General features: G+C 36.8%; 21 protein-coding genes, 2 tRNA genes and 1 riboswitch. Of the genes, 21 read left to right on the top strand and 2 right to left on the bottom strand.

Annotation, left to right across the window (positions count from 1 at the left end; all coding sequences use genetic code 11):
* The first annotated feature begins 148 nt into the window (after window positions 1–148).
* Window positions 149–222: transfer RNA gene (locus MLOOGBEN_RS22925), tRNA-Trp, on the top strand.
* 7 nt (window positions 223–229) lie between these two features.
* Window positions 230–310 (top strand) — tRNA-Leu (locus MLOOGBEN_RS22920).
* A gap of 100 nt (window positions 311–410) precedes the next feature.
* On the opposite strand, the gene MLOOGBEN_RS22915 is transcribed toward MLOOGBEN_RS22920, so the two are convergent.
* Complete coding sequence (locus MLOOGBEN_RS22915; protein ID WP_179160595.1) at window positions 411–1,040, bottom strand: YesL family protein; 630 nt, start codon at window positions 1,038–1,040, stop codon at window positions 411–413.
* 253 nt (window positions 1,041–1,293) lie between these two features.
* On the opposite strand from MLOOGBEN_RS22915, the gene MLOOGBEN_RS22910 reads away from it, so the two are divergent.
* The 12 genes from MLOOGBEN_RS22910 to MLOOGBEN_RS22855 all read left to right on the top strand — a co-directional run bounded on the left by MLOOGBEN_RS22910 (window position 1,294) and on the right by MLOOGBEN_RS22855 (window position 15,791).
* A complete protein-coding gene (locus tag MLOOGBEN_RS22910) occupies window positions 1,294–2,256 on the top strand; it encodes a carbohydrate ABC transporter permease (RefSeq protein WP_179160594.1) in 963 nt (320 codons plus the stop codon).
* A gap of 19 nt (window positions 2,257–2,275) precedes the next feature.
* Entirely contained in the window at window positions 2,276–3,109 is an 834-nt protein-coding gene (locus MLOOGBEN_RS22905) for a carbohydrate ABC transporter permease (RefSeq protein WP_179160593.1), read from the top strand.
* A 77-nt stretch (window positions 3,110–3,186) separates the two neighbouring features.
* Window positions 3,187–4,509 (top strand): ABC transporter substrate-binding protein, encoded by a 1,323-nt coding sequence (locus tag MLOOGBEN_RS22900; RefSeq protein WP_256989232.1) that lies wholly within the window; start codon window positions 3,187–3,189, stop codon window positions 4,507–4,509.
* Window positions 4,510–4,644: 135 nt separating this feature from the next.
* Complete coding sequence (locus MLOOGBEN_RS22895) at window positions 4,645–6,402, top strand: sensor histidine kinase (protein WP_218781296.1); 1,758 nt, start codon at window positions 4,645–4,647, stop codon at window positions 6,400–6,402.
* Window position 6,403: 1 nt separating this feature from the next.
* Window positions 6,404–7,168, top strand: a complete 765-nt coding sequence (locus tag MLOOGBEN_RS22890) for a response regulator transcription factor (RefSeq protein WP_179160590.1) — start codon at window positions 6,404–6,406, stop codon at window positions 7,166–7,168.
* Between the two features lie 106 nt (window positions 7,169–7,274).
* Window positions 7,275–7,476, top strand: a riboswitch (cobalamin riboswitch).
* Window positions 7,477–7,669: 193 nt separating this feature from the next.
* Window positions 7,670–8,647 (top strand): ABC transporter substrate-binding protein, encoded by a 978-nt coding sequence (locus MLOOGBEN_RS22885; RefSeq protein ID WP_179160604.1) that lies wholly within the window; start codon window positions 7,670–7,672, stop codon window positions 8,645–8,647.
* Window positions 8,610–9,680 carry a FecCD family ABC transporter permease gene (locus tag MLOOGBEN_RS22880; protein WP_179160589.1) on the top strand — a complete coding sequence of 357 codons (1,071 nt, stop codon included), beginning with the start codon at window positions 8,610–8,612 and terminating at the stop codon, window positions 9,678–9,680. The genes MLOOGBEN_RS22885 and MLOOGBEN_RS22880 overlap by 38 nt, the downstream gene beginning before the upstream one ends.
* Window positions 9,677–11,056: an ATP-binding cassette domain-containing protein gene (locus tag MLOOGBEN_RS22875; RefSeq protein WP_179160588.1), complete on the top strand. Its 1,380-nt coding sequence runs from the start codon at window positions 9,677–9,679 to the stop codon at window positions 11,054–11,056. The genes MLOOGBEN_RS22880 and MLOOGBEN_RS22875 overlap by 4 nt, the downstream gene beginning before the upstream one ends.
* Before the next feature lie 32 nt (window positions 11,057–11,088).
* A complete protein-coding gene (locus tag MLOOGBEN_RS22870) occupies window positions 11,089–12,468 on the top strand; it encodes a cobyrinic acid a,c-diamide synthase CobB (protein ID WP_179160587.1) in 1,380 nt (459 codons plus the stop codon).
* Window positions 12,465–13,013 (top strand): cob(I)yrinic acid a,c-diamide adenosyltransferase, encoded by a 549-nt coding sequence (locus MLOOGBEN_RS22865; protein WP_179160586.1) that lies wholly within the window; start codon window positions 12,465–12,467, stop codon window positions 13,011–13,013. Before MLOOGBEN_RS22870 ends, MLOOGBEN_RS22865 begins: the two co-directional genes overlap by 4 nt.
* Window positions 13,014–13,167: 154 nt before the next feature.
* Complete coding sequence (locus MLOOGBEN_RS22860; protein ID WP_179160585.1) at window positions 13,168–14,736, top strand: IS200/IS605 family accessory protein TnpB-related protein; 1,569 nt, start codon at window positions 13,168–13,170, stop codon at window positions 14,734–14,736.
* A 230-nt stretch (window positions 14,737–14,966) separates the two neighbouring features.
* Window positions 14,967–15,791, top strand: coding sequence for a cobalamin-binding protein (locus MLOOGBEN_RS22855; RefSeq protein ID WP_179160584.1), 825 nt, complete (start codon window positions 14,967–14,969; stop codon window positions 15,789–15,791).
* A 148-nt stretch (window positions 15,792–15,939) separates the two neighbouring features.
* Here the strand turns inward: MLOOGBEN_RS22855 and MLOOGBEN_RS22850 are convergent, their stop codons facing one another.
* Complete coding sequence (locus tag MLOOGBEN_RS22850; RefSeq protein ID WP_179160583.1) at window positions 15,940–16,467, bottom strand: CarD family transcriptional regulator; 528 nt, start codon at window positions 16,465–16,467, stop codon at window positions 15,940–15,942.
* A gap of 309 nt (window positions 16,468–16,776) precedes the next feature.
* Here MLOOGBEN_RS22850 and MLOOGBEN_RS22845 point away from each other — a divergent pair, with 309 nt between their 5' ends.
* The 7 genes from MLOOGBEN_RS22845 (at window position 16,777) to MLOOGBEN_RS22815 (ending at window position 25,480) form a co-directional block, all read left to right on the top strand.
* Window positions 16,777–17,109 (top strand): DUF3870 domain-containing protein, encoded by a 333-nt coding sequence (locus MLOOGBEN_RS22845; protein ID WP_464870539.1) that lies wholly within the window; start codon window positions 16,777–16,779, stop codon window positions 17,107–17,109.
* A 297-nt stretch (window positions 17,110–17,406) separates the two neighbouring features.
* A complete protein-coding gene (locus MLOOGBEN_RS22840; RefSeq protein WP_179160602.1) occupies window positions 17,407–18,594 on the top strand; it encodes a CaiB/BaiF CoA transferase family protein in 1,188 nt (395 codons plus the stop codon).
* Between the two features lie 17 nt (window positions 18,595–18,611).
* On the top strand, window positions 18,612–19,820 hold the full coding sequence (locus tag MLOOGBEN_RS22835; protein ID WP_179160601.1) for an acyl-CoA dehydrogenase family protein: 1,209 nt from the start codon (window positions 18,612–18,614) through the stop codon (window positions 19,818–19,820).
* 313 nt (window positions 19,821–20,133) lie between these two features.
* Complete coding sequence (locus MLOOGBEN_RS22830; RefSeq protein ID WP_179160582.1) at window positions 20,134–21,822, top strand: PucR family transcriptional regulator; 1,689 nt, start codon at window positions 20,134–20,136, stop codon at window positions 21,820–21,822.
* Between the two features lie 223 nt (window positions 21,823–22,045).
* Window positions 22,046–23,047 carry a hydroxyectoine utilization dehydratase EutB gene (gene eutB, locus MLOOGBEN_RS22825; RefSeq protein ID WP_179160581.1) on the top strand — a complete coding sequence of 334 codons (1,002 nt, stop codon included), beginning with the start codon at window positions 22,046–22,048 and terminating at the stop codon, window positions 23,045–23,047.
* Window positions 23,048–23,265: 218 nt separating this feature from the next.
* Complete coding sequence (locus MLOOGBEN_RS22820; protein WP_179160580.1) at window positions 23,266–24,450, top strand: M24 family metallopeptidase; 1,185 nt, start codon at window positions 23,266–23,268, stop codon at window positions 24,448–24,450.
* Between the two features lie 25 nt (window positions 24,451–24,475).
* Window positions 24,476–25,480 (top strand): cyclodeaminase, encoded by a 1,005-nt coding sequence (locus MLOOGBEN_RS22815; protein ID WP_179160579.1) that lies wholly within the window; start codon window positions 24,476–24,478, stop codon window positions 25,478–25,480.
* Window positions 25,481–25,485: the final 5 nt, after the last annotated feature.

Genomic DNA, 25,485 nt, shown 5'->3' with positions numbered 1-25,485 from the left:
GCGAAGTGGCTAAACGCGGCGGACTGTAAATCCGCTCCCTCCGGGTTCGGCGGTTCGAATCCGTCCCCCTCCACCAAGTTTTTTCACAGAAGTGAAAATAACCAATGTTTTTTCACTTTAGTAAAAATAACTTTCCATTTTCCATTCTAGGGGTATAGTTTAAAGGTAGAACGAAGGTCTCCAAAACCTTTGGTGTGGGTTCAATTCCTACTACCCCTGCCAACGATTTGCCGGTGTGGCGGAATTGGCAGACGCGCACGACTCAAAATCGTGTTCCTCTGGAGTGTCGGTTCGACCCCGACCACCGGTATCTTAGAACAAATCGAATTTATAAAAAAAACACTCACGAATGTTGTTAAATCAACATTTGTGAGTGTTTTTTTTGTAGAAAATATTGGGGTTTGGCTTTGCTATATGATTAATTTTTCTTGTTTACTCAGGATTTTTTTATACGCCAGATTTGCAGAGGAGAGTACCACAAGACCTAATATGCTTACGCTGAAAAAGAATCCAATTCCAGATAAATAGGTAACGGCAAAGTATACGGCAGCAAATCCAAAAATAATAAATAGGCTAGGTATCGGATTGGAAATCGTAATGAGAAGTGCATTTTTTATATGAACTCCTAAAGGTTGATCAACTTCAACATAGGAAGCTAGTGTATAACAAATGATGAGAAAATAAATACAACTCATAATAATGCTTGAATAAAAAAGAAAAGAGGACATGTTATTGGATGTTGATTGTAAAAACCTGATATTCACAAATAAAATAAAACCGATTGCTGCGATAATTAGTCCTAATTTATTACTATTAAGGAATTCCTTTTTATAGTAGTGCCAAAAAGTTTGGAACACAGGTGGATGATTTTTTCGGATAAACTGTCTTAACGTAGCTAACATCGCAATTGTTGCTGGGAAAAATCCAAATACCACGAATCCACTTAAAGTAAAAAGAATCCATAATAGATTGATATATGCTAGTCTTGATACCCAATCACAAAAGGTATAAACCGCATTTGAAAATGAACCTAATTGCATGTTATCCCCCCTTATCCATAAATATATCATGCACAGAGGGAGTAATTTTCCTTTTTTGTAATGAAGTAAAAATTTTATCTAATAAGTAAAAATAAAGCATTAAATAGATAGAATGTATAGCCATATTGAACGTGAAATTAGAAATGTAAACAAAAGTAGTAAAAATTTTCTCAATTATGTAAAAATTCAACATTGTTGAAAGCGATTTCAAAAATTATACTAAAGCTACAATAAGGTCGAAGGAGTGAAAATTGTGAATAGCGATGTGAGGGTTGAAACAAAAGTTGTCCAAACAACAAAAAATAAAGTACGCAAAAGAACAAAAAAAAGTTCCCCTTTTAGTGGCTGGAAGGAAAATCTAGCAGGATATGCCTTTATAGGACCAATGTTTATTGGGACTTCTATATTAGTATTATTTCCTATTCTCTCCTCATTTGTTTTAAGTTTTACTGATTGGAATTTTGTATCTGGCTATGAAAATGCTAAATTTGTAGGATTTGAAAATTTCTCGAAATTACTTACCAATGCATTATTCCTTAAAGGATTATTAAATAATATTCTCTTAATTTTAGCGGTACCCATTACTTTACTTTTATCTCTTTCATTAGCTGTTATCATTAACAAATATGTTTATTTGAAAGATCTATTTAAAGTGATTTATTTTATGCCGTTTATTTCAAGTGTTGTAGCGGTTGCGGTTGTCTTTCAAGTGCTTTTTCATCCAACGAAAGGTCCTATAAACCAATTACTGTTAAAGCTTGGGGTTGATAATCCACCTGGTTGGATAGCCGATGTTACCTTTGCGTTACCATCTGTTATGTTAATTATGGTTTGGACCGGAATAGGCTTTAATTTAATCATTTACTTGGCGGGTTTGCAGAATATACCAAAGGAATTATATGAAGCAGCACAAATCGATGGTGCATCTGTCTGGTCTCAATTTACGAACATTACGATTCCGTTAGTGTCACCTACAACTTTCTTATTGTTTGTTACAGGTGTTATTTCAAGCTTTAAAGTATTTGATTTAATCATTGTTTTAACAAATGGTGGACCAGCAAATTCGACAATAACCCCAGTTGTTTATTTGTATCAGCAGGCATTTGTTGAATTAAAGACAGGCTATGCTTCTGCCATTTCGTTGGTTATGTTTGTTATTATTTTGATCATTACCTATATTCAATTTATTGGTCAGAAAAAATGGGTGAATTATTAAAAGGAAAGGAGCGGGACAGATGGTAGAAAAATTGGATATGAGAAAATTGATCATGACCGTCATAATGATTCTAATCGGAATTGCTTTTCTAATGCCATTCTTGTGGATGATATCTGCTTCTTTAAAAGTGGAAAAGGATGTATTAACTTTTCCAATTCAATGGATTCCTGAAACATGGAATGCGGTTGAAAATTATAAAGAGGTTTGGACAGGCTCTATGCCATTCCTTCTGTTATATTGGAATTCAATCAAGGTAACGGTTCTAACCACATTGGTATCATGTACAATTTCATGTTTAGCTGCCTATGGATTTGCGAAAATAAATTTTAAAGGTAGAGATTTCATCTTTCTAATCGTATTGGCAACATTCATGATTCCGCCTCAAACATTGTTAGTTACACAATTTCTACTCTATAGATGGCTAGGTCTTTATGACACACACACAGGTCTTATTCTGTTAAATAGCTTCAGTGTATTTGGAACTTTTATGCTGCGCCAATTCTATCTCGGAATTAGTAATGAAATCATAGAATCAGCGAGAATGGATGGAGCAGGTCATTTTAGAATTTTCACTTCGATTGCTCTGCCATTAGTAAGACCTGCGATCGCAACGTATGCAATATTGCGTTTTATTTGGACCTGGAATGACTTTCAAAATCCATTAATCTTCCTAAGATCAAAAGAATTATATACGATTCAACTTGGTGTTCAGAGTTTCTCGGATCAACATGGAAGCGTTTACTCATTAATGATGGCAGCATCTGTATCCGCCATTTTACCTTTACTGATCATCTTTATAATCGGACAGAAAAACGTTATTGAAGGTATACAACTTGGTGGAGTGAAAGGTTAAAAGTGGTATTTACTCTCAAAATTTATCCTTGAGAGAGTTAATATACAAACTATATATAAGGGGGAGAGTACTTGATTATGAAAAAATGGGGTTCATTGTTACTAGTTGGACTATTTGCAATGTTAATGTTAGCTGCCTGTTCTGGAAACGAAAAATCTTCATCTGATAAAGGTAAATCTGATTCATCTGATGAAGAAATTACCTTAAAATTTGTCCATTGGATCAATGAGGATGTTGGAAAATGGGAAAGTGTCATTGCAAAATATGAAGCAGAGAATCCTGGAATAAAAGTGGAATCCATCCCACTTGTAGAAAACATGAACTCTCAGGATTATTTCAAACAGTTAGATTTAATGGCCTCTGCAGGTGATGAGATGGATTTGATTATGTTCAGCAATGGTCAAGATTTAGCAAAACGAATCGATGCAGGACTGGTTGAACCAATCACTGAATTTACTGAAGCAGAAGGCATTGATATTAATGAGGTATATAATAATGGCTATCCAGCTTTTGATGGTGAATACTATGGATTGCCAATGAAAAATGTTACACCGCTTATTATGATAAATAAAGCACATCTTGACGAAGCTGGCTTAGATATTCCGACTGAATGGACCTGGGATGAATATACGGAATACGCTAAAAAGCTAACTACAGACGAACACTATGGTTCTTATTTACACACATGGCATAATTTCCATTCTGTATTAAAATTAGCAGGTAAGGCAGAAGATAATCTGATTCTAAATGAGGATGGGACATCTAATGCAGATGACCCTACGGTACGCGCTTCACTGGAACTACGAAATCAATTAGAAAATGTTGATAAATCATCTGTTCCATTTACTGAAATTTTATCGCAAAAAATGGATTATCGTCAGCAATTCTTTAGTCAATCCGCATCTATGGTTCCTACTGCTAGCTATATGATTTCAGAATGGGGTCAATTTACACCAGAATTTGAAATCGCTTGGGCACCATATCCGAAAAATAATGAAAATGATGAAGGACTTGTACAAATAAGTGGGGATTTGATTTCAATCGCAAAGAGCTCAAAACAAAAGGAAGAGGCTTATGATTTCATGCGTTGGTTGACTACAGAAGGTATTGTAGAACAAGGAATCTGGACACCGGCATGGAAGGAAGCTGATATGAACAAAGTATTAGATACAGTGGTTAATGGAACTCCAAAACCTGAGGCAGTTCATATGGACTCATTGAAGCATACACTTACCTCAGCTAAGGCTAGTAAAGTAATTGCACCACCTTCATATATTAATGAAGCATACACAGAATTTGGTGCTGAGGTAGAATTATATCTTCTTGGCGAGCAAAACCTTGATAAAACGATGAAAAATATCGAAGAAAAGGTCCAAGCGGTAGTAGATGCCAATAAGTAATAAGAATAATTAGAATATTTATGTTAAAATAGAGAGAAAACACATGTTTTCTCTCTATTTTTATTTCCTTATTTTTTCGAAGTGGTGATCATCATGAATTTTTTATGGGGGAAAATTACTCAAATGTCGCTAAGGATGAGATTAATCATTTCAGTCATTCTTTGTATTTTATTACCCTGGGTTAGTACATATATCGTCTCAAACTATTTCACAAAAGATGTATTAGAACAACGTGCAGCAAAGCAGTCAGATGATGATTTAAGGATGATTGAATTAGGAATAAAGAATATGTTCGATGATATTATGTATACCTCAAATTACATTCAATTTGATACAAACATGAATCAGTTACTAAAATCGCATAAGTTAATCGAAGCAGATTCACCCAACGTAAAACAAGAATTGGCGCTTAATTATAATAAAATATCGAATGAATTGTCTGGAATTACTGATTTATTAATGCCTCTGTATATTACCATCTTGTTTAATGATGACTTATATTATACCAATTATTCTCAAATAGAATTCCATCCGTTACACTTCAAACAAAAACCATGGTTTGAAAAATTAGATCACTTAAGTTTTTATGAATCCTATTGGCTTGGTGCACACCCCACCTACATTAAATCTGATAGAGAAACTTACCCATATCTCATTACCATTGGCAGAAGGATTCAAAGCGCTAATTCCTTAAATTCCTATTTAATTATTAGTCTAAAAGAAAATGAGATTAAGAAGCTTTTTAGTCAATTTCAAAGCGAAAAGAGAACAAAATTTTATTTGACCAATAAGACAGGGGAAATTTATTCAAGTTTGAAAACTGATGAGGTAGGAACGATTTTACCTTATGACGTAACAAAATCTGAATATCAAATTGTATACTTTGAAAAAGAAAAGCATTTATTGGTTTCCTATCCAGTGTCCTATTCGAATTGGAGATTGGTCAGCCTTGTGCCATATAACGACACAATTGGATCTATTAATAGGGTAACGAGAACGACTATTTTAATTCAAGGTGGTTTTTTAGTTTTATTTTTAATAGGACTGATCATGCTTGTGAGAGAATTTACGAAACCAATTTCGAGATTGCACCATGTTACAACAGCAATAAAACATGGTGACTTAACGGCTAGGATACATCTATCTGGAAGTAATGATGTCGCACAATTAGGCCACTCCTTTAATCATATGCTGGATACTATAGAGGAAATGATTGAAGAGATTAAAATTAAGGAAGAAGCAAAACGAAATGCAGAATTAGAAATGCTACAGGCACAAATTAATCCGCATTTTTTATTTAACGTATTAAATGCTATTCGCTTGAAAATTAAAATGGACGGTAATACTGGCAGTGCTTCACTTATCTATTCTTTGTCAGCACTCCTCCGAATGACAATCAATCGTAATAATGCATTTATTTCCTTAGAAGAAGAGTTAACGATTGTAAAGCATTACGTGGGTTTAATGAATTTTCGTCACCAACATGATGTAGAATTGGAGATTGATGTGAACGAAGCCGCATCTCGTTTCGAGGTACCTAGATTTTTCATGCAGCCAATAATTGAGAACGCTATCATTCATGGGATTAATAATAGAAAGCAAACCATTAAAATAACCGCATATGAAAAAATTAACACCTTCCTGAAATTGGGTATTATTGACAATGGTAAAGGTATGGACCAGCTCACATTAGAAAGATTGCAAGAGAAGGTTTTTCAGACAAATAGTAATGACTATGTAAAAAGTAACAAATCGTTTAACGGAATAGGAGTGCAAAATGTCTACCAAAGGATGAAATTAATTTATGGAGAAGCATTTCAAATGACGATAAACAGTATTGAAGGGGAAGGAACGACTATAACATTTCATATTCCAGTAGATAAGGGGGAGTAGGATGTATGATGTAGTTTTGGTAGATGATGATGTGATTGTTATTGAGTTTTTGAAGAAAGTGATTCCATGGCACGACTATGGATTCCAAGTAGTCGCAAACTTTCAAGATAGTGGTGATGCTTTAGTATTTATGCTAGAAAATCCTTATGATGTACTAATCACTGATATTGGAATGCCAAAACTAAATGGAATTGAATTAATTGAGAAACTGAAAAGCTCTAAAATCAATTCCTATAATGTTATCCTTTCCTGCCATGATGAGTTTACCTTTGCACAACAAGCTATTAAATTAGAAGCTTATGATTATATTTTAAAAGAATCGATGGAAGAAACAAGCATTATTGCTTTGCTTGAAAGATTGAAGATTAGGATAGACCAAGAACGATTTACAAGTAATCAGCACTTAAAAGTCACCAAATTTTTAGAAATGACGACAAGAAATGAAGATGTTATAAAGGCACAAAAGTATGTACTAGCCCATCTTGGCGAAAAGATTTCTTTGACAGAAGTAGCGGACCATTTACATTTAAATTCTAGTTACTTCAGCAGGATGTACAAGAAAGAAACAGGAGAAGGTTTTATTGAATATGTAACGAAAGTTAAAATGGAAAAAGCATTAGAATTACTAGAACAATCGATTCAGTCAGTAGAACAGATAGCATATGAGTTAGGATTCGAGAGTAAAAGTTATTTCTTAAAAACGTTTAAAAAGTATTATGGGTTATCCCCAAAATCGTTTAAATATAAAGATAAATTATCTTTATGAATGTTCACCTAAATATTTTTTAATTACATGAAGAACTTGATAGAGAAACTAGAAATAGTTTACAAAGGAGGAATACTCTACTATAATGGCTTTTATAACAAAAAAATGAATACTAGACAAATAGGTTTCTTAAATGATTAAAGCAAGTTTCATTTAAGACTAAGAGGGAAGTTGGTGAAAGTCCAACACGGTCCCGCCACTGTAAGCGAGAAGGAAGGTTATATTTATCCACTGTGTTTTTAACATGGGAAGGGATAACCAACCAGTGATTCGCAAGTCAGGAGACCTGCCTATTATGTTTTTTAAGCTTCCTCGAGGAAAGGAATGTTTAAAGTGCAGGTAATCGATTACGTAAATATTTATTATTTATTATGAAGATTGCAAGTTATTATGCTGTCTACAAGACTAAGTATAATAAATCTGCCTTTATACACGCTTTCCATAGGAAAAGCGTTTTTTTGTTGTCAAAAAAAGAAGGAGGAGAAAGTGATGAAAGATTTTATGAAAAAGTGGGGTCTATTCGGTGTTGTTCTTCTGTTAAGCATGGGTATTATTGCAGGTTGTGGTACACAGGGAGATAGCTCTCAAGATAAAGCCGTTGCTACTCAAAACGACAAGACTAAGGACAGTGGTGATCAATTTCCACTAACAATCACAGACGATGCGAATCAAGAGGTAACGATTGAGGAGGAACCTGAAACCATCGTTTCCATTCAGGCTAGTAATACAGAAATAGCCTTTGCACTTGGATTAGGAGAAAAAATCATTGGTGTATCGGATTACGATAACTATCCAAAGGAAGCACTTGAAATAGAGAAGGTGGGTGCACAGGATATCAATGCAGAACTAGTTCTTTCTCTTCTTCCAGATATTGCTCTTGTAACGGATTATCATTTCAAAACACACCCTGATGTTTTACAAAAGTTTGAAGAGGCTGGAATTGATGTCATTGTGGTTGGAGGAGCCACATCCTTTGAGGATACATATAGCAATATTGAAATGATTGGTGCGGCTACCGGAAGCAAGACGGAGGCAGAGGAAATCATTACAGATATGAAAGAGCGTCTTCAAGCGATTAAAGACAAAGCTGCAGCAGCGAAGGTGGATAAAAAGAAAGTTTGGGTGGAAGTTTCACCGGCTCCTGATATTTTTACGACAGGCCAAAACACTTTTATGCATGAGATGCTGGAGTCCATTCAAGCCACGAACGCTGCAGAAGGTCAAGATGGCTGGGTAAAGATGACTGAGGAAGAAATAGTAAAATTAAACCCAGATGTGATTATCACAACGTATGGCTACTATGTAGAAAATCCAACAGCTGGGGTGCTAAAACGCGAAGGATGGGCAGAAGTCCCAGCTATAAAAAGTGGAAACGTATTTGATGTGGATAGCGATACGGTTACTAGACCTGGTCCTCGTTTAATTGAAGGAGTCGAGACACTTGCGGAACTTATCTATCCTGAAGTTTTTAAACAATAGAATAGGTTGGTTGTATGTGATAAGCGGAGGGCTTTTACTTGGTATAAGCCTTCTGGGCTTATTTTATAGTAGTGTAACCGTTACTGTTCCTACAATTTTACACATCATACTGGATAAAACGTTAAATATGGGCTGGCTTACCGATGTAGCAAAAAATGAAGAAATGATTATATGGAATATCCGTCTGCCAAGAGTTCTATTAGCATTTTGCATTGGAGCATCACTAGCATTAGCAGGTGCTGCTTTTCAAGGACTATTACGAAATCCATTAGCAGACCCATATACCATAGGAGTATCCTCTGGTGCCTCTCTTGGCGCCGTTTTGGTATTGTTTTTCCAAGTAAGTATTGTAGGGTTGGGAAGTTTTACGCTTCCAGTTGTTGCCATTTTATTTGGTTTAATTTCTTTATTGATTGTTTTCGGACTCGTTCGATTAAGCAGCAAAAGTTTAGCGATTGAAACCATTATTCTGGCTGGGATTATTATAAGTGCCTTTATTGGTGCGCTTGTTTCTCTCATTATTTCATTAAGTGATAGAGAATCTATGACACAAATTATTTATTGGCTCTATGGAAGTGTTGGAATGAGAGGATGGAGTCATATTCAACTAATCCTTCCGTTTATGTTTATCGGTTCATTTATATTAATCTATCACTATCGTGAATTAAATGCTTTGGCACTGGGAGAGGATGCAGCAGATCATATTGGAGTTGATGTTAAAAAGGGAAAGACATTCGTTCTAATTGGTGCATCGTTATTAACGGGGGCTGCAGTAGCTGTTTCAGGGTCGATTGGATTTGTTGGACTTGTGATTCCTCACCTAGTCCGCCTTGTTACGGGTCCGAATCATCGCCATGTCCTTCCACTATCATTGTTTATTGGAGGAGCTTTTCTGATTTTAGCTGATTTAATGGCAAGAACGATCATTGCGCCCAAAGAACTGCCAATTGGTGTTATCACGGCCTTAATTGGTGCGCCAGTATTTGCCCTATTATTGATTAGAGAACGATTTGGGAAGGGGGGCAATAAATGATACGTGTTCAAAACTTAGTTGGCGGCTATGCCCATTCCCCCATTATTAAGGGGCTGGATTTAGAAGTGAAAAAAGGAGAGTTTTTTGCCCTTCTAGGACCAAATGGAAGTGGAAAGACAACCCTTTTTAAGCTCATTACAGGGCAGTTACCAATAAAGAGCGGGAAAGTTTCAATCTGTGGAAAAGAAATTTCAACTCTATCAAAACTAGATAAAGCAAAAAAAATGGCTGTTTTAACACAGGAAGTTCAAGTATCTTTCGATTATACTGTTGAAGAAATCATTAGCCTTGGGCGTTATCCTCATCAAAAGGGGATCTTAAAGCAACTATCGAAGAAGGACCGGAAAGTCATTGAAGAGGTTATGGAAATAACCCAAATAAGTGAGTTTCGGAAAACACAATTTCGACTGATTAGTGGTGGTGAAAAGCAAAGAGTCTTATTGGCCAAAGCCTTAGCACAGGAGCCTGAAATCTTACTTTTGGATGAGCCTACCAATCATCTGGATATTAAACATACATTTCAAATGCTAAATCTGCTGAAAGAACGACAACAAACTACAGGGCTAACCATTTTTGCGATTCTTCATGATTTGAATGTTGCTTCACTTTATGCAGATACAGTAGCCTTACTACATAATGGGAAATTTTTAGAAGTAGGAGATGTAGATATATTAAGGAAAGAAGATCAATTAAAGAAGGTTTACGAGGTGAAAGTGAAATCCCAATCACATCCAACTGTTCCTAAACCACAGCTCCTGATGACACCAAACCATTTTTCATCAAGTCGATTATTTAACTTTGAGGATTCCTATAAAATAAAACAAAGTGACGACTATCTTCATGTTCAATTTGATCAGCCACTGCGCACCATATCCAATACCGCCGTCGGTGCTGGTATCCAATGGGTAAAATATTTTTGTCAGTTTCAAGGTCCACATTCAGATATACTGCAGTTGATGGAAAAATACTCGATGCCACATGAACAATCAGCCGGAATCATGACAGCCGTAAAACTCGAGGATATGGCCATGGTTACGAAAGAAATAGAAGGTATTCACATGATGATAATCGTGACAGAAGGGACAGGAAAAACCATCAACATCATGTTATTTATAGATGCCCATTTTACGGATGGTGCCCTTGTTGATGGATATATGTCTGCTGTTGAAGCAAAAGTGAAAGCCATACATGATCTTCGTTTTTCCCAAATGAGTGGGAATGTTGCATCATCAGACACCATGCTGCTTGCCTTTACACAGCAAGGGGAAAAAATAGCCAGCGCCGGTTCAGGAACAGTTGTCGGCAAAGCAATCGGACAAATGGTTTATGGTTCCATAAAGGAAAGTTTCTGCAAATATCTAGAGAAGGTCCACTAAAATCTTAGATCCATTAAAAAGGGGAATGGCAGATGACAAAACGACGAATGGTAATTGCCGGTACTGGAAGCGGTGTGGGGAAAACAACATTAACTATTGGGTTAATGGCAGCTTTAATGAAAAAAGGTTTAACCGTCCAGGGTTTTAAATGTGGACCTGATTATATTGATCCTTCCTATCATACCGCTGTAACGAAACGCGAGTCACGAAATTTAGACAGCTGGATGCTCACAAAAGATCTTGTGCTGGATATTTTCACTCATGGCAGTAAGGGTTCAGATATTTCAATCATCGAAGGGGTTATGGGCTTTTTTGATGGGAAAAGTCCAGTAACCAATGAGGGAAGTACGGCTGAAATAAGTCTGATTACGAAAAGTCCAGTTCTTCTTGTTGTTAATTGTGAAAGTATGGCGAGAAGTGCTGCTGCGATTGTGAAAGGTTTTCAATTGTTTGCTGAAGGTCCTAATATTGCAGCCGTCATTGCAAATAAAGTGGGAAGTGAAGGTCACTTTCAGCTTGTCAAAAAAGCGATTGAGCAGGAATGTCACGTTCCTGTTATCGGTTATTTGAAACGAGAACTTGATATTGAAATTCCTGAGAGACATCTTGGACTCATTCCTTCTATGGAAAGAGGGGAACTGGATTCGTTTTTTGATAAATTAGGTACGCTAATCAGCGAAACTGTCGATATAGATAGATTTTTTGAATTAGCCGTTGCTGAACCGTTAGAAGAAAGCCGCGGGTCTTCCATTTTTGAAAAGCAGAGGGAATATCTAGTGAAAGTTGCGGTAGCAAAAGATAGCGCCTTTAATTTCTATTACCCTGAGAATTTAGAAATCATGGAAGCAAAAGGGATTGAAATTGTATATTTCTCGCCGCTTGCGGATGAGGAGGTACCTGATGATGTTGATGGACTTTATATAGGCGGCGGATTCCCTGAAGAGTTTGCACAAGACCTAGCTTGTAATCTAAATGCAAAGCGATCAGTAAAGCATGCGATTGAAAGTGGATTGCCTACACTTGCCGAATGTGGAGGTTTCATGTATTTAACTGAGTTCATAGAAACAACGGATAAGAAAAAAGTTGAAATGGCGGGTGTTATTCCAGGCAGTGTACATATGCAAACTAAATTAGCGGCATTAGGTTATCGAGAGATTAGTGGACAAAATAATAATTTTATACTTAACGATAGGAGTGCCAGGGGACATGAATTTCATTACTCGACCTTCCAAGCACTTGAAGAGGATGTACCTTATGCGTATGAAACGATAGGCATGAGAGGTGTAAGTAAAGAAGGGTATTTACTACATAATTTAGCAGCGGGGTACACTCATTTTCATTTTGCCTCTTGTCCAGAAATGGTAGAGAATTGGATAAGAAAATGTCTGGAGAATAGGGGGAAAGACAAATGAATAAATCAATCAATCGAAATGGGTTAACACTTGTTTATACAGGAAATGGAAAAGGAAAAACGACATCCTCTTTAGGGTTAGCCCTTCGAGGAATTGGTCGTGGATTTAGAGTGAAAATCTATCAGTTTATCAAATCACCTGAACGCACCTATGGTGAACAAATTGCACTGAAGAAGTTAGGAGTAGAGATGGTTCAACTGGGAATTGGGTTCACTTGGACAAAAACACCCGAGGAACATAGAGAAGCCTTAAAGCAAGGATGGCCGAAAGCAAAGGAAGCGGTAATGAGCGGTGAGTACGATTTGGTCATTTTAGACGAACTCAATAATGCATTAGCCATAAATAAGTTTCCAATTGATGATGTTTTGCCTCTACATGAAGTGATAGATGTAGTAAAAAATAAACCTTCACATGTTCATTTGGTGATTACCGGAAGAGATGCCAAGCAAGAAATTAAAGACATAGCTGATCTCGTTTCAGTTATTGATTCAGAAAAACATTATTACGATGAAGGCATCCCTGCTGTGAAGGGAATAGAATTTTAAATTCTTGAAGGGGGTTGTAACGGCTTAAATAAATCTATAAGAAACTACAAAATAGTATTAAAATCTGACAAAAGAAAAGGGACTAATTTTTGACTTTCTTCCAATAAAATCCTATAATTAATATAGAACATTTGTTCTTGTTAGGAGGGGTGGAATGAAGGTAACGAAAATTTGCCAAATAGCCGATGGTAGTGCCGCCGAGTTTGAAGAACTAAATCGATTAATGACAGTTTTTTGTTCTGCTTTGCGGTATTCCTTTAATCGCTTGGTAGAGGGTGAACAGTCAAACAATTTAATTAAATCGATAAGTGCTCTCTTTCATTTGAACAAAAGATATGCTGAAGATGCTGTCATGCAAGCCCAAACCACGATCTCAAGTCAAAAAAAACTATTACCCTTAAGAATCCAGGAAGTACAAGGGAAAATTAATAAGACCTCCATGAAATTAGAATATTATCAGACAGGTAGGAAAAGGCCGAAAAAAGTTCCTCTTGAGACCTGTTTAAAAGGGTTGAGTGCCCGCTTAGAAAAACTTCAAGTAAAGGAATCCATTTTATTAAAACACCAGGAAGACCAGACAATTCCAACCGTCATCTTTGGTGGAAAACAGAATTTTTATGAGCGTTTAAAAGGGAAAATATCAAGAAATGAATGGAAAGGTCTACGTTCTAATACCCTTTATTCTCGCGGTGATAAGTCAAAAATGGGTAATTTGAACATCCGAATCGTATTCGACGAGGTGGAACAGCAGTTTTTTATAGAAGTGGCCAATCCACTACTCGTTGAGGGTAGAAAAAGGAGTCCTAGATTACGATTCAAACTACATGTACCGGATAAATATTTCGATGATGTTGTTGGGGTAGTATTACCCAATGAAGTTGGTGTTACCTCAAAGAACAAACCTATGGAAGTATATATCCCCTATTCCATTGAGTTAAAACGGAAAAATAGTAAGATCTTTGTCCACATCACTTATGAAGAGGTTGTCCATGGTTCTATGCTGAATTGGACTGAAACGATTCAGTCTGATTTACTTGCGGGAATTGATGTGAACATTGATCGCATAGCGGTTTCTATTTTAACCAAACAAGGAAATTTAGTAGAATCTAAAACCCTTTATTGTCATGAAATGGAATATGTAAAAAGCAACCGCAGGTCCAATATTTCAGGAGAAATCGCAAAAGAAATCGTTCAGTATCTTTTGACTTGGAACGTGGGAGCTATCGTCATAGAAGATATCAAACTAAAACAAGATCATGATACGAATAAACGATTCAACCGTCTTGTCCATTCGTTTGCAAAAACAAAATTACAAAAGGCGATTATCACTAGGGGAATTAGATTTGGTTTTAAAATAAAAAAAGTAAATCCCGCTTATACAACCGTTATCGGACGGTTTAAATATAGTAAAAAGTACGGCTTATCCGTTCATGAAGCAGCTGCTTTTGTGATTGGGAGAAGAGGGATTGGTCGTGATGAAAAAATACCACAAGAAATCCTAAACCAGTTACGCACGCTAGTAAAGCCAAAGTTGATTTCTATTCTAGGGTCAATGGAAGAATCCGAGAAAAAGTCAAAAAACGGTAAGAAAAGGCGGAAGTATATGGGGATGTTGTTAAAAAATATAGAAATTTTCAAAGAAAACCATAGTTGGAAACTATGGAATGTGATTCATAAAACATTAATGAGTAAGAACCAGGAATTACAACTGAAGGAGGTGTAATCCTGGTACTAAAATCCATTCTTTGTGGTAGGCTGACCAATGGAAGGAATGGTCTGCTGCAAATCACCGGCTCTAACAGAGCAACGCGGGCTGTCTTGAACAATAGGTTCATGACAAGGGTGCAAATCCCTTCCTGATGGAATGACGTGGGAACCGTCACGGTATGTCTCCTTTTCTTGGTTCGGAGGCGAAATGTAGAATTTGATAGATTTTAGTAACCAGGTTTATTTATGAGATTAATATCTATATGTCCAAGTAATACAGAATTAGTAGCATACTTAGGATTAACATCTTCGTTAGTAGGAGTGGATAACTACTCGGATTGGCCGGAGTGTATTCAATCATTGCCAAGATTAGGTTCGGACTTGAATATTGATATGGACAAAGTGGAAGCATTACAGCCTGACTTAGTATTAGCCTCTCTTTCGGTACCTGGAATGGAACGCAATATTGAAGAGTTGAAAAAACGAAAGATCCCGTTTGTCATTGTCCCTAATCCTAAGACGTTGACGGAGGTAGGAGAAAGTATATTATTTGTTGGAGAAGTAACGAATACCTCTGACAAGGCAAATCAATTATTTAAAAAATACAATACGATACTCGAAAAATATCAATCTTTATCTAATTTAGTGCAAAAGCCTGCAACCCTTTATTGGGAATGGTGGGCAAAACCTATTTTTACTCCTGGAGCAACCAACTGGTTAACTGAAATTAGTAAACTTGCAGGGGGAAGAAATATATTTGAAGATATGGCACAGTCAAGTGTAAAAACGGAGTGGGAAGAGATCTTACAAAGAAATCCCGATGTTATATGCCTTATTTGGGTGGGGGTACAAAAAGAAAAAGTTAATCCAAAGGTTATCCTAAAACGTCCTGGGGTGGAACAGATGTCGGCTATTAAAAACAATCAATTGTATATATTGGATGAGCCATTATTTTGCAGACCATCCCCTAGATTGTTACTTGGTTTATTTAAAATAGCGAGTATCCTTCACCCTGCTATTTACCCGCCATTTAACGAAAATAACGATCCTTTATTAGATGAGGAAGTTTAATTTCTTTTATGATAGTTATCGAAAGACTCTGAATATATCCCTGTTAGAGCGATTTAAATATTTGCTAGTCATAAAAAAAGCACTCATTATGTTGTTAAATCAACATTTATGAGTGCTTTCTATTAAAAAGGGAGAAAATCATCCATTTTTAACAAATATCTTGAATAGCTGTTTTATTGTTAATGCGTAACATGCTTTTTATCTTTTCGAAAATAGCTTCTGGAGAAGTATTGAGTGAGATGGCTAATTCTTTAAACAAGATATTTTGTATGGTACTTAAAATTCTACTATCTTGTTCGTAAAACTTCCTACTAGCCATTTCAATTTCATGCTTTTTCCGCAGCAAGGTATTGGCAACTTTAGCAATATCCATTCGATTTCCAGTATACACAATATCTTTAAAAACTTGGCCACGCAATTGCGGTTTTTCAATCCAATTAATTCCAGCAGAATTAAAAGATTCTAAAATGTTTTCTGCTTCCTCTTTATTCATTAATTTCAATATTACGGTTTTATCATTATCTACAGGGGTACTAATCGTTAATTTCTGACTATTTTCAATGGGATGTATTACGTAGTAAGCTTTAGTAATCCCGGTATATGTCTTTTCAGAGATTTCATCTACTCTGCATATACCATGTCCTGAATAGACGATCAAATCACCAATCTTAAACACAGTGCTACCTCCTTAAAAACAAATAGTCAACCAGGTTGACTAAAATCATTTTACACTATTTCTGATTTAATTGTCAATCTAATTGACGATATTTATCTATGTAATACATAAGAGTGAAGTAAAATATATTAATTTTGCAATTAATAGAATGAACAGGATTATTGAATTATTTGGAGAATACATTTACAAGACTTAAGTTTTCGAAACATAGATCACCTTTAAAAAATTGGTGATAAGGCGTAATCCCTTAGACATCTATAAATTATGTTATACATATTAATTATTTTTTTAAAAGAGAGGTAGTTTCAGATGATGAACGGAAAAACCCTGTTTATTGCTGGGCATGCAAAGTTACCCCAAGGGATAGCAGCTAAAAGTGTATTTGAAACATTGACGATTACAGCAGAAATTGATAGAAAATATGGGGTCATACTCGAGGCATCCTGTACATTGGCAACGGAACATGCCCGTGAATTTGTTGGTCAGGTGTTAAGGGGGATCAGTTTAAACGATGGGATTGATGAAGCAATCGCAGCACTTCAAACCTATTATCGAGGTAAAGCTACGAATGCATTGGTGGCTGCATTAAAAGATCTAGATCTCCATTATCAACAAATAAAATCTACTGAAAAAAGTAAGTAATTGGTTTTCATAGAGTTAGAAGAAAAAAAAATATATTTCTTTACAATTATTATTGAAAAATTCTAACTATTGTTATATTATTTTATATAACAACTGGGTGACAGCAATACCCTTGCTGCACGACCGGATTGACAGTAAAGAAAAATGATTAAAATAAAATTGACTATATTCACTTGATCTTCCTTTGTCGGAAGACGAGCTAAGAGTAGGAGTCAGTAGAGCAATCAATGAGGAACTTCATTGTTTGTTTTGCTGGCTCCTTTTTGTATTTCAAATAGTCGGAAAGTGGTGATTAGCGTGAAGGGGGCACTTGATGGAATCCGCATTTTGGATGCTTCGCGGGTATTGGCGGGACCATTTTGCTCAATGATTCTAGGGGATCTGGGAGCAGAAGTAATAAAGATTGAACACTTTGAATCGGGCGATGAAACGAGAGGCTGGGGGCCACCTTTTGTAAATGGAGAAAGTGCTTACTATTTATGTGCAAATCGGAATAAACAGAGTATGACACTTAATCTTAAATCAGAAGAAGGAAAAGAGATTTTTTCCAAACTGGCAGCAACAAGTGATATCGTTGTTCAAAATTTTAAGTCTGGGACACTTGAAAAAATGGGTCTAGGCTATCCGCAGCTAAAAGCAAATAACCCTGGGTTGATTTTCGCTTCCATTACAGGTTTTGGGTCAACTGGCCCATATAAGGATTTACCTGGCTATGATTTTATCATTCAAGCAATGAGTGGTCTGATGAGTATCACTGGCGAGCCTGATGGGAATCCAGTAAAAGTGGGAGTGGCGATTGCGGATGTGTTAACAGGATTATATACCTGCATAGGAATATTAGGTGCCTTGCAGCATAGAAATACGACCGGGCAAGGACAGGAGATTGATATTTCCTTGATGGATTGTCAGGTTTCTTCATTAATTAACGTCGCGAGCAATTATTTATGCAGCGGAGTGGTTCCAAAACGAATGGGGAATCGGCACCCAAATATTACCCCGTATCAGGTGTTTAAGGTAAAGGACGGTGATCTTGTCATTGCCGTAGGAAACGATCAGCAGTTTAAGAGATTTGCTGCTGCTCTGGGTAGACCTGAATTAGCGGAAATGGAAGAATTTATTCATAATGAACAGCGTTTACAGAATACGGATATACTGATTGCCATTTGTGAAGAACTGCTTTCAAAAAAGACGAAAAAAGAATGGAAAGAAGTATTAGATGCAGCTGGGATACCGAATGGTCCAATCAATACAGTTGCTGAAATGTTTGAAGATCCACAGATAAAAGCTAGAGAGATGATTGTGGGGATGGAACATCCATTAATTGATAATCTTCAATTAACAGGTTCGCCGTTAAAGTTATCCGCAACGCCGGTAACCATGAGGCGTCATCCACCGTTGTTTGGCGAGCACACTGAAGCGCTGTTAGAGAGCATTGGATACAATTCCGATGAAATATCAAACTTAAAACAAAATAAAATTATATAGGGAGGAAAAATAATATGATGAATTTTGAATTAACAGATGAGCAGCAAAGTGTAAAGGATATGGTTAGAAAGTTTGTTGATAAGGAAATCATTCCAAACATTCAGGAGTGGGACCGTCAAGGTCATTTTGAACCAGCAATTTTGAAAAAATTGGCGGATTTGCAAGTTATGGGAGTCTGTATCCCTGAAGAGTATGGCGGGGCTGGCATGGATTATAATACACTGGCCATTGTATGTGAAGAATTAGAACGGGGAGATACTGCCTATCGTACAGCCGTTTCTGTTCATACAGGGCTAAATAGCATGACCATTTTGCAATGGGGAAATGAGGAACAAAAACAAAAGTATTTAGTTCCTCAAGCAGAGGGTCGTAAAATTGGTGCCTTCGGATTAACAGAACCCAATGCGGGATCTGACGTTGCTGCGATGAATACAACTGCTGCTAGACATGAAGATTACTATCTTCTGAATGGATCTAAAACATGGATTTCTCTTTGTGATGTTGCCGACCATTTCTTGATTTTTGCCAAGACAGATCATGATATTGGGCATAAAGGAATCACTGCATTTATAGTAGAACGCAGTTTTGCAGGAGTAGAAACGAAGGCTATCAAAGGAAAGTTGGGGATTCGCGCAGGAAATACTGGAGAAGTATTTTTAACGGATGTCAAAGTTCCTGTTGAGAACAGATTGGGTGAAGAAGGGGAAGGGTTTAAAATTGCCATGGCTGCCCTAGATAACGGCCGATTTACTGTTGCTGCAGGAGCAGTAGGCTTAATAGAAGCTAGCCTTGAAGCAAGTCTTAAGTATTGCCACGAACGGAAAACATTTGGCAAAGAGATTGGAAAACACCAGCTTGTTCAGCAAATGATTGCAAAGATGAGCGCCAACCTTGAAATTTCTAGACTGCTAGTTTTTAAAGCAGGCTGGTTAAAGAATCAGGGAAAACGAAATACGAAGGAGACGTCTCTTGCTAAATGGATTTCATGTAATGCTGCATTTGATGCTGCAAATGATGCTGTTCAAATCCATGGGGCTTATGGTTATTCCGATGAATATCCAGTAGAGCGCTTTTTGCGGAACTCGAAAGCTCCAGTAATCTATGAAGGTACGAGGGAAATCCATACGATTATGCAGGGTGAGTATGCTTTAGGATATAGGGAAGACAAGAATCTTCGTAAACAATTGCCTGCATGGCCATTTGAGCAGGTTTCCGTCACAAAATAATTGCGAGAATAATATAAAATAAGGAAAAATCGGTCATTTGATCGGTTTTTTTGTTTATTCTCTTACCTCCCTGCCTGCAACAAAACCAATTACCAATTTACTGAGTAGTGGGAATTTGTTAGAATGAAAAAGAAAAAAATGATGCAAAGTAATCATGGAATATTTTGATAATTCACAAAGAGGAGAAGAATGATCATAGTCCAATTTCCTGAGCTTTGTCCTCCTATTTATACTTTACATCTAGAAAATCATTTTAATAAGTAACATGGCTAGTAATCAAATTAGTAATTGAATCTAGTAGATAGGAGCTTATATGAGTTTAAAGATATATGATATTTTAAAATTAGATATTTTGAAGGACGCGAAGATCATAGCTGGAGAAAATTTAGTTATGGACAGAGTGGTTCAGTGGGTTTCAGCAATGGAAATGCCGGTTGAGAGCTTTGTCCGTAAGAATGAATTGGTTTTAACTACTGCTATTGGTTGTGGCCAAAACCTTAAGGAATTCGAGAAATTTGTTCAGGATGTTATGGATTCAGAGGCAACTGCTCTAGCAGTGGCACTAGGAAGTCATGTTTTTGAGATTCCGCATGAGATCATGGAACTGGCGAATAAGAATCAATTTATTCTTATTGAAATTCCATGGGAAGTTCGTTTTTCGGAAATCATTGAAGCGGTAATGCTGCAATTAAATGATATCAATCATAAAGAGAGTCGCAGGTCAGAAAAAGTGCAGCAGGAGCTTCTAAATTTAATTCTTAAAGAAACAGAGCTTACCTGTATTGCAAACTATTTATTTCAGAATGTTGGTTACCCCGTTATTATTACGGATCAAATGGGGGCTATTCAGGCTCAAAGTGAAGAGATCCCTAATTTTCTAGATAACTGGCGGGAATATGCAGTAAAAGGAATAATCCCAGCTAGAAAACAAATATCATTATCTTCACATGACCCAATGATCCAAAAAATACAAACCATTAAAATCGAAGGTTATTGTATCATGCAGCTTCCTGTTATTCAGGTTTCAGGGAATACTCAAGACTATTTATTTGTTATCCTTCCTTCTGATATATCGTTGGATCAGTTTTTAACACAGTATACCGTCAATGTATTAGAACACTCAGTGACAACAATAGCACTTTGGTTTTCAAGGAAAAATGCGGTTGAAGAGGCAAAGTTACTGCTTCACGCTTCATTTATAAGAGAGCTGATAAATGGGGAATTTACTTCCTTGGAGCAGGCAGATTCAAGGGCCGAAATCGTGGGTTATAATCTTAAATTACCGTATATTTGCATTATTGGTGCACCTGAAAACTTGAAAACGCTTTTTCAAACAAGAAATATAGATGAAGGCGCTTATCAGCAATGGACGGAAAGCATGATTCATTATCTAAAGGAAGAAATCTACTATGCCGCAAAGTCACTAAATAAAGAAGTGATGATTACATATCAGGAACAGCAGTTGTTGGTTTTTCTTGAAATTTCATTAGAAAATAAAAAAGAAGGCGTAACCAACTTTTTAGATCTTGTTGACCGTCGTTTGCGAAGTTTACTGCCGAAAGTTGTCATTTCTTGGGGGATAGGAAATTATAATGAGGATATTTTAGGTTTTAAGGAAAGCTATCAAAATGCCAAAGTTGCCTTAAATATATGCAGGAATAAAAAAGGGATTGGAAATCGGGTAATGTATGAAAATACCCGAGTTGACCGTGTGCTTTTAAATCTTTTTCAAAACCCAGAGATGAAAGAAATTATTATGACTACAGTTGAGCCGCTATTAGAATATAATAATCAACGGAATCTTGATTTAATCGAGACAATCAGTACATATAATCATTATCAAGGAAATGTAAGTAAGACAGCAAAAGCATTGTTTCTGCATCGGCAATCCCTACTTTACCGTTTAAGAAAAATTGAAGAATTAACAGGGCTTTCACTAGTAGATCCCGATGATTTGTTCTTATTAGATTTAAGTATCAAAACTTGGAAAATGGGAAATTAACACAATACTTTACACTATGAACTAAATAGAATGAAACCAGCTAAAGGGATATCGTTTATCTTCTAAGCTGGTTTTTTTTGTAGATTGAGATAAATATCATCAAATTATAAAAAAAATGTATGAAAAGAAACGTTTCTTATCGTCAATTTTGACAATTGATATCTCAGATAGAAGAGCTTAGTATTTATAAACATATAGTAACTATCAAGGAGGGGAAAGTTCCATGACTTCTACTAAAGTGAAAAAGAATTTGAAAATAAACGATGTATGGGATGCAAGAAAACGAATTAGTCAGATTATCAATCGGACACCACTCATTCAATCAACTATCTTATCAGAAAAAGTCAATCGTAATGTCTATCTAAAACTAGAAAATGTTCATGAAGTGGGAGCATTTAAGGTAAGAGGGGCGGCTAATAAAATTCTGAGCTTAAGTCAAGAAGAAAGAAAACGAGGAGTGGCAACGTACTCAACAGGAAACCATGGCATGGCGGTTGCCTATGTTGCTAAAAAGCTTGGGATTGATGCCGTTGTCTGTATTTCTAATCGAGTGCCAAAAGCAAAAGTGGACTCATTAAAAAGGCTCGGGGCTCAAATTGAGATTGTTGGTGACAGCCAAGATGAAGCGGGTGTTCGCTGTTATGAGCTTGAAAATGAGAAAGGGTTAACCGTGATTGAGCCGTTTGATGATCCACATGTTATTGCTGGACAAGGTACGATTGGATTGGAATTATTGGAGGATCTTCCTTATATAAAAGATGTGATTGTTCCGCTTTCAGGGGGGGGACTGCTTTCAGGAATCGGTTTGGCATTGAAATCCAATAATCGTGATATAAGAGTAACTGGTGTTTCTATGGAACGTTCGGCAGTCATGTATGAAAGTTTAAAAGCTGGGAAACCAATTATTTTAGAGGAAAGTGAGACACTCGCTGATAGTTTACTAGGCGGAATAGGACTTGATAATCAATACACTTTTCAAATGGTCCAGCAATATATGGACAATGTAGTTCTTATTCCTGAAGAGGAAATTGCTTATAGTATGGCGTTTATGATGGACAAACATAGGATGATTATGGAAGGTGCAGCAGCGACAGGGATTGCTGCTGTTTTAGGCAGCAAAATCCCGCATCAAGAGGGTGATATAGCTGTAATTATTAGCGGTCAGAATGTCGATCTATCCATCCTGCTTACGTTAATTCAAACTTACACTGGTAAACTAAAATGAAAGACCGTCAAAAGAATCCGCCACTTAAGGATTTTTATGGCGGTTTTTTTATGCAAGAAACAGTTTATTTGAGCTGATAAATTTGACTAGAAATCTCGAAAATCTTTCATACAAAATGTCAGATGAAATAATGGAATCCATTTTCGTATAATACAAACAAATAGAAATATTCAAAAAAATCAAACACAAACCTTAGGAGAACGGAGTGCAGAGAAAATATGTCTTTCTTAATAGCGGAATATAAAGAGAGAATTCGCAAAACAAAAGAACGGATGATGCAAAAAGGAATCGACGTTTTGCTTATCACAGACCCTGCTAACCTTAATTATCTATCCGGTTATGATGGCTGGTCATTTTATGTACATCAGATGCTCGTTTTAATGATTGATGAAGAACAGCCAAAATGGATTGGGCGCGGGCAGGATGCCAATGGGGCAAAAGCAACCACATGGCTCTCCCATGAAAATATCATTTCTTACCCAGATGATTATGTTCAATCAGAGGTCAAGCATCCGATGGATTTTGTCGCTGATCGATTAAAAGAATTTGGCAAAGCACACGGCACTATTGGAGTAGAAATGGAAAACTATTATTTTACAGCCCAATGCTATGAGCAGCTAAAAAAAGGACTGCAAAATGCCAGCTTCCAAGATGCTAGTTTGCTAGTTAATTGGGTACGGTTGATAAAGTCAGATGCAGAAATTGGGTACATGAAACGTGCTGCTAAGATAGTAGAAAAGGCGATGCAGGCAGGAATTGATTTAATTGAAGCCGGAGTCAGGGAATGTGATGTAGCGGCAAAGATTTTTTACACTCAGATTACTGGAACTGAAGAATTTGGCGGAGATTACCCATCCATTGTTCCATTGCTGCCATCCGGAGAAAAAACTTCTACACCACATTTAACCTGGACAGATGACCGCTATAAAGATGGAGACGCCGTTATTTTAGAAGTGGCAGGCTGCTATAAAAGATATCATTCACCACTGGCAAGGACGGTACAGATAGGAAAACCAAAAGATGAAATGAAAACCCTTTCAGGTGTAGCTGTAGAAGGCATTAATGCCTGCTTGGATATGATTCGTCCAGGCATTGCTTGTGAAGAGATTGAAGAAACATGGAGAAAAACAATTGAAAAAAGTGGATTTGTAAAAGAATCTCGGTTGGGCTACTCAATGGGATGTAATTATCCGCCGGATTGGGGAGAGCACACTGTGAGCATAAGAAAAGGCGACAAAACAATCCTGCAGCCTAACATGACCTTCCACCTCATTCCGGGATTGTGGCTTGACGATTATGGCTTTGAGGTGAGCGAGTCCATTCGAATTACGGACACAGGTTGTGAAACCTTTGCTAGGCTCCCAAGGGACCTAACTTTAAAGGGATTTCAGTATTCAAATTAGACATAGATTGGTGGTGAAATAAACATTGCTTATTTTTACAGAACAAGATTTAAAGGAATATGTGCAACTGAATTCTGAGGCTGTGAAGCTAGTAGAAGATGCATTTACGAAGCTATCAAATAATGAGGCATCGATGCCGCCGATTATGAGAGTGGATATTGAGGATCGAGACGGTGAAGTAGATGTAAAAACAGCTTATATCAAGGGAAAAGATATGTTTGCCATCAAAATTTCTTCCGGTTTTTTTAATAATTATCAGCTTGGACTGACAACTGGAAATGGAATGATGGTCTTAATCAGCACTCAAACTGGAGTTCCGGAAGCAATACTCTTAGATAATGGATATCTAACGGATGTTCGTACTGCTGCTGCAGGTGCGGTTGCGGCTGCCTTTCTTTCGAAGAAATCGATTGAAACCGTTGGTGTTATTGGAGCGGGCAGCCAGGCAAAATATCAGCTTAGGGCACTAAATATTGTGAGAAGTTTTAATAAAGTCCTTGTATATGCCAGGTCATTGGAAAGGGCCCAAAAATTTGCTGAAGAAATGACAGCTGAATTAGGGGTAGAAGTGATTGCGGTCGGAAGTGCAGAAGAAGTGGTAAGAAACAGTGAAACAGTGATTTCGACCACCCCTGCAAAAGAGCCGATTATAAAAGCAGATTGGCTGCATCCAGGTCTTCATATTACTGCGATGGGATCGGATGCAGAGCATAAACAAGAATTAGAGCCGGAAGTATTGGCGAAAGCAGACATCCTTGTCTGTGATACAAAAGCCCAATGTGCTCGTTTAGGAGAACTCCACCATGCCCTTACAGCTGGTGTACTCACTGAGGAGTCACAGGTTGTTGAATTAGGTGACCTGACATCCTTAAAAGCTGCAGGACGGGTAAATGAAGAACAAATTACCGTTTGTGATTTAACAGGTACGGGTGTACAGGATACAGCCATTGCCCTGTTTGCATATCAAGAAATGACCAAGAGGAATAAAGGGATAAGAATTGAAAACAAAAAAATCTTACTAAAAAATTAAAGAGG

Source organism: Bacillus sp. EB106-08-02-XG196, assembly GCF_013396335.1.
In the GTDB taxonomy this organism is placed as follows: Bacteria; Bacillota; Bacilli; order Bacillales; family Cytobacillaceae; genus Neobacillus.
This window is presented reverse-complemented; position numbering and strand designations above follow the sequence as displayed.